The organism is Streptomyces sp. NPDC015661 (assembly GCF_043077765.1).
Lineage (GTDB): Bacteria > Actinomycetota > Actinomycetes > Streptomycetales > Streptomycetaceae > Streptomyces.
Genome location: NZ_JBIBST010000014.1, coordinates 165,183 through 178,777, shown reverse-complemented (window position 1 = coordinate 178,777; position 13,595 = coordinate 165,183). Strand labels below are relative to the sequence as shown.

Here is a 13,595-nt window from a genome sequence, read left to right as displayed (position 1 = left end):
TCAGACCCCCGCTGCCTTCTTCAACCGCTCCACGCGGTCCGTGCGCTCCCAGGTGAACTCGGGGAGCTCGCGTCCGAAGTGGCCGTACGCCGCCGTCGCCGCGTAGACCGGCCGCTTGAGGTCCAGGTCGCGGATGATCGCCGCCGGCCGCAGGTCGAAGACCTCGCTCACGGCCTCCTGGATCTTCCCGTCCGGGAGGGTGCCGGTGCCGAAGGTCTCCACGAAGAGGCCGACGGGCTCCGCCTTGCCGATCGCGTAGGCGACCTGCACCTCGCAGCGCTTCGCCAGACCGGCCGCGACGACGTTCTTCGCGACCCAGCGCATCGCGTACGCCGCCGAGCGGTCCACCTTCGACGGGTCCTTGCCGGAGAAGGCGCCGCCGCCGTGCCGCGCCATCCCGCCGTACGTGTCGATGATGATCTTCCGGCCGGTGAGTCCGGCGTCGCCCATCGGGCCGCCGACCTCGAAGCGCCCGGTCGGGTTGACCAGGAGCCGGTAGCCGTCGGACTCCAGGCTGACGCCCTCCTCGACGAGCTGCTTGAGGACGTGCTCGACCACGTACTCGCGGACGTCGGGGGTGAGCAGGCCCTCCACGGAGATGTCCGCCGCGTGCTGCGAGGAGACGACGACCGTGTCGAGGCGGACCGGGCGGTCCCCGTCGTACTCGATGGTGACCTGCGTCTTGCCGTCCGGGCGCAGGTACGGCACGGTGCCGTCCTTGCGGACCTCGGTGAGCCGGCGCGACAGGCGGTGGGCGAGCGCGATCGGCAGCGGCATCAGCTCGGCCGTGTCGTCGCAGGCGTAGCCGAACATCAGGCCCTGGTCGCCGGCGCCCTGGGCCGCCAGCTCGTCCTCCACGCCCTCGACGCGCGCCTCGTGCGCGGTGTCGACGCCCTGCGCGATGTCCGGCGACTGGGCGCCGATGGACACCGACACACCGCAGGAGGCGCCGTCGAAGCCCTTCGCGGAGGAGTCGTAGCCGATGTCGAGGACGGCGTCGCGCACCAGCTGGGCTATCGGCGCGTACGCGGAGGTGGTGACCTCGCCGGCGATGTGGACCTGGCCGGTGGTGATCAGCGTCTCGACGGCGACCCGGGAGTGGGGGTCCTGGGCGAGCAGCGCGTCGAGAATGGTGTCGCTGATCCGGTCGGCGATCTTGTCGGGGTGGCCCTCGGTCACGGACTCCGAGGTGAAGAGGCGACGGCTCATGCCTGGACCTCCGCCGGGGTCTTGAAGAAGTGCTGCTCGATGGCGCCGAGGGTCCGGATGGAGTCGACCTCCAGGGTCTCCATCTGGATGGCGGTGCCGCTCTCCTGCTCCAGGAGGAAGACGAACTCGACGAAGGACAGCGAGTCGATGAGCCGGTTCTCGATCAGGTCGAGGTCGGCGGCGATGTCGTCGCGCTCGGGGTGACGCTCGAGGATCCAGTTCTTCACCGTCTGCAGGCCGTCGGCCATGGTTGCTCTCCTTGTTAGCTACTGCTCGATTGAGGTGCTGGATACGGAAGGGGTGGGGGCGATGATCGGGGCGGCCACGGCCACCGCGTAGTCCACGTCGTGGCTGATGGACACGGTGATCTCGGTGATGCCGGACTGGGCGGCCATCTCGGCGGCCGCCCGGTGCAGCTCCACGAGCGGCCAGCCGCCCTCGGAGCGCCGCACGACGATGTCCGGCCACGGCAGGAACCTGCCTCGGACCCGTAAGGTCTTGAACGCCGCTTCCTTCGCCGCGATCCGCCCGCACAGGCTCAGGACGTCGAGCCCGGAGGAGGTGCGGCAGTCGGCGAGCTCGCCGGGAGTGAGCATCCGCTCGAAGAACCGCTCCCCGTACTGGGCGAGGAGCCTGCGGACACGGTTGACGGACACGATGTCCATGCCGAGGTTCGCCCACCCCAGGCCGCCCGCCGGCGGGGCGGCGGGACGGGCCGGCACGTCAGATCACCGGCCCGGCCGCGCCACTCGCACCGGCGTCGAGGACGGCCCGCTCGGCGGACTCCCAGCTGCCGTGGCGCCGGGTCAGCGCCGACAGCCAGCGCTCCAGGCCGAAGGCGACACAGCTGGTGAAGGCCGGTCCGCCGGTCGACTCCAGGGTGATGTCGCAGCGCTCGCCGAAGAAGTTCCGGTGCGTGTTGACCGAGGCGATCGCCAGGTCCTCGTACAGGAACTCGTACTTCACCGGGGTGAGCCGCTGGAGGACCGCCTTGGAGCTGCCCTTGTCGAAGAAGGGGTCGCAGGCGGCCTCCCTGCGCAGCGGCAGGTCGAGCGCCTTCGCGAAGGACTGGATGCGGGTGGTGAACTCGGCGAGGTGGTTCTCGGCGTGCTCACGGCCGCCGAGGGCGACGATCTCCCGCATGCGGAAGCCGAGCTGGCGCCGCATGCCCTCGTAGTGCGTCTCCTTGCGGAAGCACCAGGAGCAGATCGTGACGAGGGTGTCGTCGGCGACCTGGGTGCCCTGGTGGGTCAGGTAGACGGCGTAGCAGGACGCCGAGGGCAGTCCGAGCGCGGCGGGTTCGAGTGCGTCGCTCGGAAAGCGGCCGGCGGTGGCGTCGAAGGGCGTGGTCGCGCGGCGCTCCAGGTCGAGCGGGGCGGCGACGACGGCCTGGTGGGGGAAGTTGTCGTAGTAGTCGAGCTTGGCCAGGTCGGCGGCCGGGAGGAGCGGGGGCATGGTCATGGGGCGGGCGCCCGCGGCCACCCCCCAGCCCTCGAAGGTGTCGTCGAGGAGCCGCAGCAGGCGGGTCCCCTCCGGGCCGAGCGAGGGCAGGCCCGTGGCGGACCCGACGCCTTTCTCGGTGGTCGTCAAGGTCATGGTCGGTGCACCTCTCGGGTGAGGGTGTCGCTCAGAACAGGCGGGGTGTCGCTCAGAGAACGGGCAGGGTGTCGTCGGAGAAGATGCCGGTCTTCAGGAAGAAGGCGAGCGGCTTGCGGATCGCCTTGCGCTCGTGGGCGCGACGGGACCCGTCGGCGATCAGCGCGTTGCGCAGGCCGAGCGGGTCGGCGATGCCGGCGTCCTTGTACACGTGGGGGTTGTAGAGGGAGTTGATGCTGTAGACGACGTACCGCTTGAGGTACGCCTCGACCTCGCGGACCCGTTCGGCGCTCACGGCCTGGCACATCCGCTGGTACAGCAGGGAGACCAGCTCGCGCCCGAAGGCGATGTGGCGGGACTCGTCCTGGTGGTGGATGCGGTTGACCTCGCGGATGGTGTGGCAGAGGGAGGTGTCCTTCGCCATCCGGGAGTTGTAGTGGTCGACGAGCTCCTCGAAGAAGAGGATGCGGGTGAAGACGAGGAAGTTCTCGACCTCGGGCTCCCAGGCGGCGTCGGCGCGCATGGCGGTGGAGCCGTAGATCTTGTGGCCGTAGCGCCGGCAGAACTCGGAGAAGAACCACATGTGTTCGTTCTCCTCGCCGATGAAGTGGTGGAAGAAGTCCGAGGGGACCTCGAAGCCGGGCATGTGGATGCGGCCGACGACCTCGATGAGGAGCTCGCGGATGCCGTGCACATTGAGGCTGTAGAAGTTGACGGACTCCCACTTCGACAGGCGCTGAAGCGTTTCCTCACCGAGGGTGTCGTAGTGCTCGGTGCCGTAGACGGTGAGCAGCTCCGGCGTCATCCAGAAGCGGTTCTCCTCCAGCGTCTCGGGCCACTGGAAGGTCTGGTACGGGTTGTAGTAGTCCTCGACGGAACGCTCGCTGAGGCGCTCCAGGACTTCCATGAAGCGATCGGTGACGGGCAGGGCGGCAACGCCCATGATGGGACTCCTCGCTGGCTTCGGGGGTTACGGGCGGACTTCGTAGACCGCGTTGACCGGGGTCTCCGTGGCGCGCCGCCAGCGGGTGAAGCCGGCCTCCTCGGCGATGGCGCGGAAGGCCTTCTCGCCGGAGTGGTTGCCGAGGGCGTGCGGGCCGCGCTGCGCGACGGCCACGGGCAGGCACATCACGGCGGACAGGGCCATGAACATGCGGGCGGCGGGGGTCTGGGTGTCGATGTCCTGCGGGGAGACGTTGGACTCGACGAGCATCCAGGTGCCGTCCGCGTCGAGGGACTTGTGGACGTGCTGGGCGGCGGCGACCGGGTCGCCCATGTCGTGCAGGGCGTTGAAGAAGCACACCAGGTCGTAGCCGGAGCCGGGGTAGTCGTCGGCGGAGGCGACCTCGAAGACGACCCGGTCGGAGAGACCGGCCTCCTCGGCGAGCTCCCGCGCGATCGAGATGGCCTCCTCGGAGTAGTCGAAGCCGTGGACGGTGGCGTTCGGGAAGGCCTTCGCGATGAGCAGGGTGGTGTGGCCGACGCCGCAGCCGACGTCGGCGACGGTGCCGCCGGCGTCCAGCTTGCCGGTGACCTCGTGGAGGGCGGGCAGCCAGTCCGGGACGAGCTTGTGCTCGTACGTGGGCTGGAAGAAGGAGCCCATGCCGGTGTCGAGGGCCGCGTCGTGCTCGGCCCAGCCGACGCCGTCACCGGTGCGGTACGCCTCGACGAGCAGGTCCTCGGTGGCGTACAGCGCCTTGAGGGCGGTGAAGAACCCGGCGGCGTACGTCACGGCCTTCGGGTCGGCGAGGACCTCGACGTGGTCGGCGGGGAGGGTGTACGTGCGGGAGCTGGGGTGCCGCTCGACGTACCCGGCGGAGAGCTGGGCGTGCAGCCACTCCTCGATGTACCGCTCGTTCGTGCCCGTCCTCTCGGCGAGGGCGGCGGCGGTGAGCGGACCGTGCTCGGCGAGGGCCTTGTAGAGCCCGAGGCGCTCGCCGAGGGCGACGGTCAGTCCGCGGACGGCCGCGCCGGCGTCGGTGATGACCCTCTGGTGGAAGTCGTGGGCGCTCATGCGGCCTTCTCCTCCTCGTACGTGGGGAGATCGCAGGTGAACAGGAAGGAGCGGGGGACGCGCGGCACGGAGCGGGCCGGCACCGGGTAGGGCCAGCGGTCGAAGTGGGCGCCGGGCTCACCGGGCTGCTTGACCTCCCGCACGGCCCAGCCGCAGTCGGCGAGCAGCTCCTCGGGCTCCTCGGTGCCGAAGAGCCACGGGTTGCCGTCCTCCTTGAGCGCGCTCATGAAGGTGCGGGCGAGGGGGTTCTCCAGGGCGGACTTCGAGATGACGTCGCCGAGCAGCACGGAGCCGGGCGCGGCGTGCGCGGAGAGGGTCGAGATCAGGGTCCGTACGGCCTGCTCGGGCAGGAAGAACAGCAGGCCCTCGACCACCCACAGGACCGGCTCCTCGCTCTTCCAGCCGGCCTCCTTCAGGGGGCCGGTCCAGTCCTGGGTGAGGTCCACGGGGACGGCGACGCGCGTGCGGCCCGCGGGCTGCGGCTCGTCCTTGAGCATCTCGGCCTTGGTCTCCAGGAGAGCCGGGCGGTCGAGCTCGTAGACGGTGACGCCGTCGGGCCAGGGCAGCCGGAAGAAGCGGGTGTCCATGCCGGCGGCGAGGAAGACGACCTGGCGGATGCCGCGCTCCTCCACCGCCTTCACGACGGCCCGGTCGAGGTAGGTGGTGCGGATGGCGAGGAACGGCACGATGCCGCCCCCGTCGTAGCGCGCGAGCAGTTCGAAGCCGGTCTCGTCGGCGACGGTGCGCGCGTAGGGATCGGCGAACAGCCGGTCCTCGCGCTCGGTCTCCAGGGCGCGCGCGGCGGCGGTCCACTGGGCGGTGCGGGATACGGCCTCCACAGGAGGTCCCCCTTCGGTTGATGTCTGGTGATTCGGACGGCCGTGTTCAGGGGCCCGACGGGTCGTGCGACGAAGGACGGTTCGTCGGACGGTTCGTCAGGCGCTCATGGCCGGGACACAGGTCTTGGCCGGTCGCACACAGGCGACGGGGTCCTCGGCCGCGGGCATCGACGACAGATGGTCGGCCTCGGAGTCGGCGGGGCGCCGGCGGAAGATGCTGTGCAGGATCATGCTGAACACGGCCGTCCCGTCTGCGGCCACGAGCGTGCACCGCGGCTTGACGGTGCCGGTGGCGGGATTGAACGGCGACGGGGTGGAGCCGAGGATCTCGACGCGCGCGGTGAGGACGTCTCCCGGGCGGACGGGCCGCAGATAGCGGACCTCGTCGATGCCGGGCGAGCCCGTACAGGCGCTGTAGGCGAGCAGTCCGTCGACGTAGCGCCGCATGAACATCGCCTGGGTGTGGAACCCGCTCGCGATCAGGCCGCCGAACGGGGAGTCCTTGGCGAGCTCGGGGTCCGTGTGGAAGGGCTGCGGGTCGAAGCGCCTGCCGAACTCCAGCACCTCCTCCGCCGTGACGGTGACGGTGCCCAGCTCATGGACGTCGCCGGGTCGGAAGTCCTCGAAGTAGCGCATCGCGCGCCCCCCTTGACCTAGGAGTCTACGTTTCCTGGCATCACCCAATCTACGAATCAACCATTTATTTTGTCAACCCAAAAGAAGGGCCCGAAGGGCCCTTCATCACAAGGCTTGCTCCACATCCGCCCACAGGTCCTCGGCGTCCTCGATTCCCACGGACATCCGCACCAGACCCGGAGCGATCCCCGCGGCCGTCAACTCGCCCTCGTCCAGCTCGCGGTGGGAGGTGGACGCCGGATGGGCGACGAGCGTCTCCACGCCGCCGAGGGAGAGCGCGAGCTTCGCGAGCCGTACGCGCTCGATGAAGGCCCGGCCCGCCTCCCGGCCCCCGGCGAGCTCGAAGGAGAGCAGCCCGCCGCCGCCGGCGAGGACCTTCCGGGCCGTGTCGTACGAGGGGTGGTCCGGGCGCCAGGGGTAGTGGACGGCCGTGACGCCGGCGCGGGCCGCGAGCAGCTCGGCGAGGGCGGCGGCGTTGGCGCAGTGCTCGCGCATCCGCAGGGGCAGCGTGGGGATCCCGCGCAGGGTGAGCCAGGCGGCGAACGGGTCGGCGCAGGCGCCGAGTTCGACCGTGCGGGGCCACACCTTGCGGCGCAGCGCGTCGTCGGCGAAGACGGCGGCACCGCCGAGGACGTCGGAGTGCCCCGAGAGGTACTTGGTGGTGGAGTGCACGACGATGTCGGCGCCGAGCTCCAGGGGGCGGCACAGGACGGGCGAGGCGAGCGAGTTGTCGACCAGGCTCGTCACCCCGAGGGCGCGGGCCGCGGCGAGCAGGCCGGGGAGGTCCGGGACCCGGCCGGTGGGGTTGGCGATCGTCTCCAGGACGAGGAGCCGGGTGGCGGGGTGCACGGCGGCGGCCTCGAACTCGGCCGGGTCGTCGCCCGATATCCGTACGACCTCCATCCCGTACCGCTCGGCCAGGTCCGCCAGGACGGCGTGCGTGCCCCCGTACAGACAGCGCTGGGCGACCACCCGGTCGCCGGGCTTGAGCAGGGCGAGGAGCACGCCGCTGAGGGCACCCATCCCGGAGGCGAAGGCGATGGCCCCCGCCCCCTTCTCCAGGCCGGCGAGGGTCTGCTCCAGGGCGCGGACGGTCGGATTGCCGCGGCGGCTGTAGACGTACCGGCCGTCGGGGTCCGCCATGGCGTCGGCGAGCTCGGCGGCGGAGTCGAAGGCGAAGGCGGAGGACTGCACGAGGGGCACGGAGAGCGGCCGGCTGCCGCTGGGAAGGGGCTCATTGAGGACGTGCACGGCCCGGGTGTTCAACTCCACGGAGGTTTCCTTTCCGAGGACGGAAGAAGGGGGACGGACAAAGGGGGACGGAAAAGGGGCCGCCCGACGTCCGGGGCAGGACATCGGGCGGCCCCTTCCGGGCGGGGCGGGATCAGACGGAGACCTTCTCGCCCTGCGGCGCGGGGGCGGCGGCCTCGGCCGCGACCGCCTTGTCGCTCTTCATGACGAGGAGGGTGACGACACCGCCGACCGCGGCGATGATCGCGGCGCCGATGAAGGCGGAGGAGAAGCCTTCGGTCAGCTTCGGGAGGTTGCCGAGCTGGTCGGCGCCCTGGGACATGGCGACGGCGGTGAGCGCGGCCAGGCCGAGCGCGGAGCCGACGTTGTAGGTGGTGTTGACGATGCCGGAGGCGAGACCCGCCTGCTCCTGCGGGGCGTTGGCCATCGCGCTCATCATCGTCGGGATGTAGGCGAGGGACATGCCGAGCGCGGCGACCAGCGAGGCCGGCAGGACGTCGACGAGGAAGGTGCCGGTCGGCTCGACGGCCGCGAGCCAGAGCAGACCGGCCGCGAGGACCAGCAGACCGCCCGCGATGAGCGGCTTGGCGCCGACCTTCATCATGAGCCGGGCCGTGATGGCCGTCATGAAGATCATGAGGAGCACGGTCATCGGGAGCAGCGCGGCACCGGACTCGAAGGCGCCGAAGCCCAGCACCTGCTGGAGGTACAGGTTGAGGAAGTACCACATGGGGATCCACGCGGCGCCGAGCAGCGTCATGGCCAGGTTGGCCGAGCCCAGACGCGGGACCCGCCAGACGCTGAGCGGCATGAGGGGCTCGCGGATGCTCTTCTGGATGACGAGGAAGAGGATCAGGAGGACGGCGGCGCCGGCCAGCTCCAGGATGGTGGCGGTGGCGCCCCAGCCGACCTCGGGGGCACGGACGACGGCGAAGACGGCGAGCGCGAGACCGGCGGTGACGGCGACGGCGCCGAGGATGTCGACGGAGCCGCGGCGGGACTCGACGTTCGGGAGGAGCTTGGTCGCGGCGAGGGTCGCGAGGCCGATCGGGATGTAGATGATGAAGACCCACTGCCAGCTCACCCACTCGGTGAAGACACCACCGAGGAACACGCCCGCGGTACCGCCGGCGGGGGCCGCGGCGCCGTAGAGCGCCATCGCCTTGCCGAGCTCCTTCGGGTCGTGCATGAAGAGCATCATGAGCAGGGTCATGGCGGAGGGCGCGATGAGCGCGCCGCCGACGCCCTGGACGGCGCGGCCGACGATCTCGACCCAGGCGGTCTGCGCGGCGGCGGCCACGACCGAACCGGCGATCATGACGACCCAGCCGGAGACGAAGATCTTGCGGGCTCCGACGAGGTCGGAGAGCCGGCCGCCGAGGAGCAGCAGCCCACCGAAGACGATCACGTACGCGTTGAAGATCCACTGGAGCTCGCTCTGCGAGAAGCCCAGGTCCTTCTGCATCTCGGGGAGCGCGACTCCGATGATCGAGGTGTCCATGATGACCATGAACTGAGCGGCGGCGAGCACGACAAGTGCCCACCAGCGCCGGGGATTGACGGTTGACATTGCCCTGACCCTTCACTCGCTGCTGCATACCCCTAGGGGGTACCTGTGCGGAGCACCGTAGCATACCCGTGGGGGGTATGTAAGAGTGAGATGAGGGCGCGTGGGAAGCACTCCCTCCGCACCCCCGGCCGGGCAGAATGCCCCCATGACCGCCGAGGAAGAGCCACAGCACAGGACCATCGCCGACGAAGAGCGCGACCGGGATCTGCTCCGACGCTGGAACCGCACCCTGCTCGCCGCCCGCGCCGGCCGGGAGGGCCCCGACCCCACCCCGTACGGCCGGAACCTGCTGTCCCGCTGGGCCGAACCGCAGCGCCGCTACCACACGGTCACCCACCTGGCCGCGGTCCTCGACCGCATCGACGAGCTCGCCGACCAGGGAGGGGAGGGCGGCGAGCTGGAGCTCGTACGGCTCGCCGCCTGGTTCCACGACGCCGTCTACCGCCCGGACCGTTCGGAGAACGAGGAACGCTCGGCGGCCCTGGCCGAAAAGGCCCTCGCCGAAGCGGGCCTCACCGCGCACGAGGTGACGGAGGTGGCCCGCCTGGTCCGCCTCACGACCACCCACGACCCGGCCACGGGCGACCTCAACGGCGAGACCCTCTGCGACGCGGACCTCGCGATCCTGGCCACCGCCCGTGATACCTACCAGGGGTATACGGCCGCGGTCCGCGAGGAGTACGCCTTCGTCCCGGAACCGGCCTTCCGCGAAGGCCGCGCCACCATCCTCCGCCACCTCCTGGACCTCCCCCGCCTCTTCCGCACCCCCTACGGGGCGGCGGCCTGGGAGGAGAAGGCCCGGGAAAACCTGGAACGGGAACTGGCGGAGCTGACGGCTCACTGACGACCGAAAAGCGCTTCGTCGGTGTCAGCGGCCCCTGTTAGCCTCCGGCGGCCGTGTGATCCACGGATCACACGGCCGACCAGGGGAGGGAACCTTTGTTCAACCGACTGAGAACCACGGCGAGAACGCTGGCGGCCGGGTGCTGCGCGGCCGCCGTCGTCACCGCAGTGCCGGGCACGGCACACGCGCTGGAGAACCTGCCGCCGAAACAGCCGCTCGTCCAGGACCTGCAGACGAACTTCAAGGCCTGCGCGACCGGTGACGCACCCACATACGTCCCGGTCGTGCCCGCGGTCACCGCCGTGCTGTACGACCCGGAGGAGGACAACCAGCCCGTCGAGGCCAACATGGTCGGCGGCGAGTTCGAGGCCTGGTGGACGGACGCGTCCGGAGCCGAGCAGCGCCGCACGTACACCTCCTCGTACCAGCTGCCCTCCGGCACCGCACAGCGCTGGCAGCTCCCCTCCGACGTACCGGCGGACACCGTCGTCTCCTGGCACGTGCGCGCCACCGACGGGACCGCCGTCTCCGCATGGAGCTCGGAAGGCACCGGCGCGGCCTGCCGGTTCGTGATCGACCGCGTGAACCCCGACCAGCCGACCGTCACCTCGCCGGAGTACCCGGAGAACCAGTGGCGGGACGGCGTCGGCGTCTACGGCTCCTTCCACGTGGGCTCCCCGTCGCCCGACGTCGTCGCGTACCAGTACAACTTCATCGGCGGCCCCAACGGGACCGCCCGTCCCGCCGAGCCGGGCGGCGACGCCACCATCCGGTTCCTGCCCCAGCGGAACGGCCCCGACTACCTGAGCGTCCGGGCCATCGACCGGGCGGGCCGCAGCAGCACCACCACCACGTACCGGTTCGCCGTGAACGCGGGCCGCGCCCCCGTCGCCCACTGGCGGCTCGCCGACGCCGCCGGATCCACGAGCGCCACCGCCGAGGCGGGCCCCGCCGCCCAGGCCAGCCCCGGGGTGACCTTCGGCGGTCCGGCGCCCGCCGGCACCGGCCTCACGACCACGGCCGCGCTCGACGGCGGCGCCGAGGGCTTCCTCACCACCGGCACCCCCGCCGCCGACATCCGCAAGACCTTCGCCGTCAGCGCCTGGGTCCGCCCGGCACGCACCGACCGCACCATGGCGGTCGCGAGCCAGGACACCGCGAACGGAGCCGGCTTCACCCTCGGCCTCCAGGCAGTGGACGCCGGTGCCGCCTGGTCCTTCGCCCTCGGCGACGCCCGCGTGTCGGGCGGAGCCCCCGAGACGGGCGAATGGGCCCACCTTCTGGGGCTCTACGACACCGAGACCGGCCGCGCCCGCCTGTATGTCAACGGGCACGAGGTCGGCACGGAGGTCCAGGCCGCACCCGTCGAGGCGAACGGCGCCTTCCAGATCGGCCGCGCCCGCCACGGCGTCGGTTACGGCCACCGCTGGCAGGGCGACATCGGCGACGTCCGGGTCCACGACCGCGTCGTCGTCGCCGACGAGGTGACCGCGCTCGCCCACCGGCAGCCGCGACGGCTCGGCCACTGGTCCCTCGAGACCGCGACGGACGGCGTCAGCCCCGAGCAGAACGGCGGCGCGCCGCTCCGGCTCTCCCCGGGGGCGACGATCCACCGCGGCCCCGACAACTCCTGCATCCCCGACCTCGACCCCGACTGCCCGGTCGTCCCGTACGCCCTCGACGGCGACGGCCACCTGGTCCTCGACGGCGAGAGCGGGCACGCGGTCGCCGACGGGACCGTCCTCGACACCTCGGACAGCTTCACGCTCGGCGTGCTCGTACGGCTCGCGGACAGCGAACCGGCCCGCCCGATGACCGTGCTCTCCGTGCCGGGGCAGCACACCGACGCCTTCAAGGTGCGCTACGAGCCGGCGGCACACTCCTGGCAGCTCGTCGTGCCGGAGCGTGACGAGGCCGGCGCGCCCGAGCGGGTCGTCTCGCAGATCGTCCCCGCGGACGGCGGCGAGGGCCAGGGACACCATCTGGCGGTCGTCTACGACGACGCGAGCGACACGGTCAAGCTGTACGTCGACGGCTACACCAACGCGGGAGCGACCGCGGACCTCCCGCGGAGCCTGCCCGCCACCGGCCCGCTCCAGATCGGGCGCGGCCTCACCGCCGAAGGCCCCGGCGAGTACCTGCGCGGCGACGTGGACGAGGTCCAGGTGTACGCCGGCGCGCTGAGGGACCGGGACATCGCCATGCTCGGCCACGGCGGCACCGACCCCTGCTTCTGCTGACGTGCTCGGCGGGGCCGCCCGGAGACGGGCGGCCCCGTCCGCATGGCAAGACGGCCGCGCGAGCCGGAATGACAGGAACGAATCACAGGTTGACGCATGTCATGCCGTCTCCCTCAGCCGGGCACACGACACCCGCCGCCACCGCCCCCACCCAAGTGATACCCCCCACCCGTATGCCGCTGGCCGTCTACATCCTCGGCCTCTCGGTCTTCGCGCTCGGCACGAGCGAGTTCATGCTGTCCGGGCTCCTGCCGCCCATCGCGGAGGACATGAACGTCTCCATCCCCCGCGCCGGGCTGCTCATCTCCGCGTTCGCGATCGGCATGGTCGTCGGCGCGCCGCTGCTCGCCGTGGCGACGCTCCGGCTTCCCCGCAAGACCACGCTGATCGCCCTCATCACGGTCTTCGGCCTCGGCCAGATCGCGGGAGCACTGGCCCCGAACTACGCCGTCCTCTTCGCCTCCCGCGTGGTGAGCGCGCTCGCCTGCGCGGGGTTCTGGGCGGTCGGCGCGGCCGTCGCCATCGCGATGGTCCCGGTCGGCTCCCGGGCCAAGGCGATGGCGGTCATGATCGGCGGACTGTCCATCGCCAACGTCCTCGGCGTCCCCGCCGGCGCGTTCCTCGGCGAGCACCTCGGCTGGCGCTCCGCGTTCTGGGCGGTCGGCGCCGCCTCCGCGATCGCGCTCGTCGGCGTGGTCACCCGCATCCCGCACATCCCGCTCCCCGCGACCAAGCCCCGGCTCAAGAGCGAGCTGGTCATCTACCGGGACCGGCAGGTGCTGCTCTCCGTCGTCACCACCGCGCTCGCCGCCGGCGGCGTCTTCTGCGCCTTCTCCTACCTCGCCCCGCTGCTCACCGGCGTCTCCGGCCTCGACGAGAGCTGGGTCTCGGCCGTCCTCGGGCTCTTCGGCATCGGCGCCCTGGTCGGTACGACGATCGGCGGCCGCGTCGCCGACGCCCACCTCTTCGGGGTGCTGCTCAGCGGCATCGCCGCCTCGACCGTCTTCCTGATCGTCCTGGCCGTCTTCGCGTCCAGCCCCGTCGTCACGGTCCTGCTCGCCTTCCTCCTCGGCGTCTCCGCCTTCTACACCGCCCCGGCCCTCAACGCCCGCATGTTCAACGTCGCCGGCGCCGCCCCCACCCTCGCGGGCGCCACCACCACCGCCGCCTTCAACCTGGGCAACACCGGCGGCCCCTGGCTCGGCGGCACCGTCATCGACGCCGGTCTCGGCTACGCCTCCACGGCCTGGGCGGGCGCCGCCATGACGGCCCTGGGCCTGGGAACGGCGGCAGTGGCCCTCAAGCTCCACAAGTCCCCGTCCCGCGTGGTCACTTCGGGCGTGCCGCAGGAACAGAAGGTCGTATCGTCCCGCTGAACCGCCCGCACACCACATCC

The 13,595-nt window shown here is 71.4% G+C and carries 13 protein-coding genes; 3 read left to right on the top strand and 10 right to left on the bottom strand.

Annotation, left to right across the window (positions count from 1 at the left end; genetic code table 11):
* From metK to ACF07V_RS32520, 10 genes are all read right to left on the bottom strand, one after another.
* Positions 1–1,209: a methionine adenosyltransferase gene (gene metK, locus ACF07V_RS32565; RefSeq protein ID WP_392159284.1), complete on the bottom strand. Its 1,209-nt coding sequence runs from the start codon at positions 1,207–1,209 to the stop codon at positions 1–3.
* Positions 1,206–1,457 carry a phosphopantetheine-binding protein gene (locus tag ACF07V_RS32560; RefSeq protein WP_392159283.1) on the bottom strand — a complete coding sequence of 84 codons (252 nt, stop codon included), beginning with the start codon at positions 1,455–1,457 and terminating at the stop codon, positions 1,206–1,208. Before ACF07V_RS32560 ends, metK begins: the two co-directional genes overlap by 4 nt.
* Before the next feature lie 18 nt (positions 1,458–1,475).
* Positions 1,476–1,931, bottom strand: a complete 456-nt coding sequence (acpS, locus tag ACF07V_RS32555; protein WP_392159282.1) for a holo-ACP synthase — start codon at positions 1,929–1,931, stop codon at positions 1,476–1,478.
* Position 1,932: 1 nt separating this feature from the next.
* A complete protein-coding gene (locus ACF07V_RS32550) occupies positions 1,933–2,805 on the bottom strand; it encodes a hypothetical protein (protein WP_392159281.1) in 873 nt (290 codons plus the stop codon).
* Positions 2,806–2,857: 52 nt separating this feature from the next.
* The gene (locus ACF07V_RS32545; protein WP_392159280.1) at positions 2,858–3,748 is read right to left on the bottom strand and encodes a diiron oxygenase; all 891 of its coding nucleotides are present in this window, start codon (positions 3,746–3,748) and stop codon (positions 2,858–2,860) included.
* Positions 3,749–3,775: 27 nt separating this feature from the next.
* Positions 3,776–4,819, bottom strand: a complete 1,044-nt coding sequence (locus ACF07V_RS32540; protein WP_392159279.1) for a methyltransferase domain-containing protein — start codon at positions 4,817–4,819, stop codon at positions 3,776–3,778.
* Positions 4,816–5,658: a class I SAM-dependent methyltransferase gene (locus ACF07V_RS32535; RefSeq protein ID WP_392159278.1), complete on the bottom strand. Its 843-nt coding sequence runs from the start codon at positions 5,656–5,658 to the stop codon at positions 4,816–4,818. The genes ACF07V_RS32540 and ACF07V_RS32535 overlap by 4 nt, the downstream gene beginning before the upstream one ends.
* A gap of 96 nt (positions 5,659–5,754) precedes the next feature.
* Positions 5,755–6,294 carry a MaoC family dehydratase gene (locus tag ACF07V_RS32530; RefSeq protein WP_041130499.1) on the bottom strand — a complete coding sequence of 180 codons (540 nt, stop codon included), beginning with the start codon at positions 6,292–6,294 and terminating at the stop codon, positions 5,755–5,757.
* 105 nt (positions 6,295–6,399) lie between these two features.
* Entirely contained in the window at positions 6,400–7,566 is a 1,167-nt protein-coding gene (locus tag ACF07V_RS32525) for a trans-sulfuration enzyme family protein (protein ID WP_392159277.1), read from the bottom strand.
* Positions 7,567–7,678: 112 nt separating this feature from the next.
* The gene (locus ACF07V_RS32520; protein ID WP_392159276.1) at positions 7,679–9,115 is read right to left on the bottom strand and encodes an MFS transporter; all 1,437 of its coding nucleotides are present in this window, start codon (positions 9,113–9,115) and stop codon (positions 7,679–7,681) included.
* A gap of 145 nt (positions 9,116–9,260) precedes the next feature.
* Here ACF07V_RS32520 and ACF07V_RS32515 point away from each other — a divergent pair, with 145 nt between their 5' ends.
* The 3 genes from ACF07V_RS32515 to ACF07V_RS32505 all read left to right on the top strand — a co-directional run bounded on the left by ACF07V_RS32515 (position 9,261) and on the right by ACF07V_RS32505 (position 13,575).
* Positions 9,261–9,959 (top strand): hypothetical protein, encoded by a 699-nt coding sequence (locus ACF07V_RS32515; protein ID WP_392159275.1) that lies wholly within the window; start codon positions 9,261–9,263, stop codon positions 9,957–9,959.
* 128 nt (positions 9,960–10,087) lie between these two features.
* The gene (locus ACF07V_RS32510) at positions 10,088–12,199 is read left to right on the top strand and encodes a LamG-like jellyroll fold domain-containing protein (RefSeq protein ID WP_392159297.1); all 2,112 of its coding nucleotides are present in this window, start codon (positions 10,088–10,090) and stop codon (positions 12,197–12,199) included.
* Positions 12,200–12,372: 173 nt separating this feature from the next.
* The gene (locus ACF07V_RS32505; RefSeq protein ID WP_392159274.1) at positions 12,373–13,575 is read left to right on the top strand and encodes a Cmx/CmrA family chloramphenicol efflux MFS transporter; all 1,203 of its coding nucleotides are present in this window, start codon (positions 12,373–12,375) and stop codon (positions 13,573–13,575) included.
* Positions 13,576–13,595 lie beyond the last annotated feature (20 nt).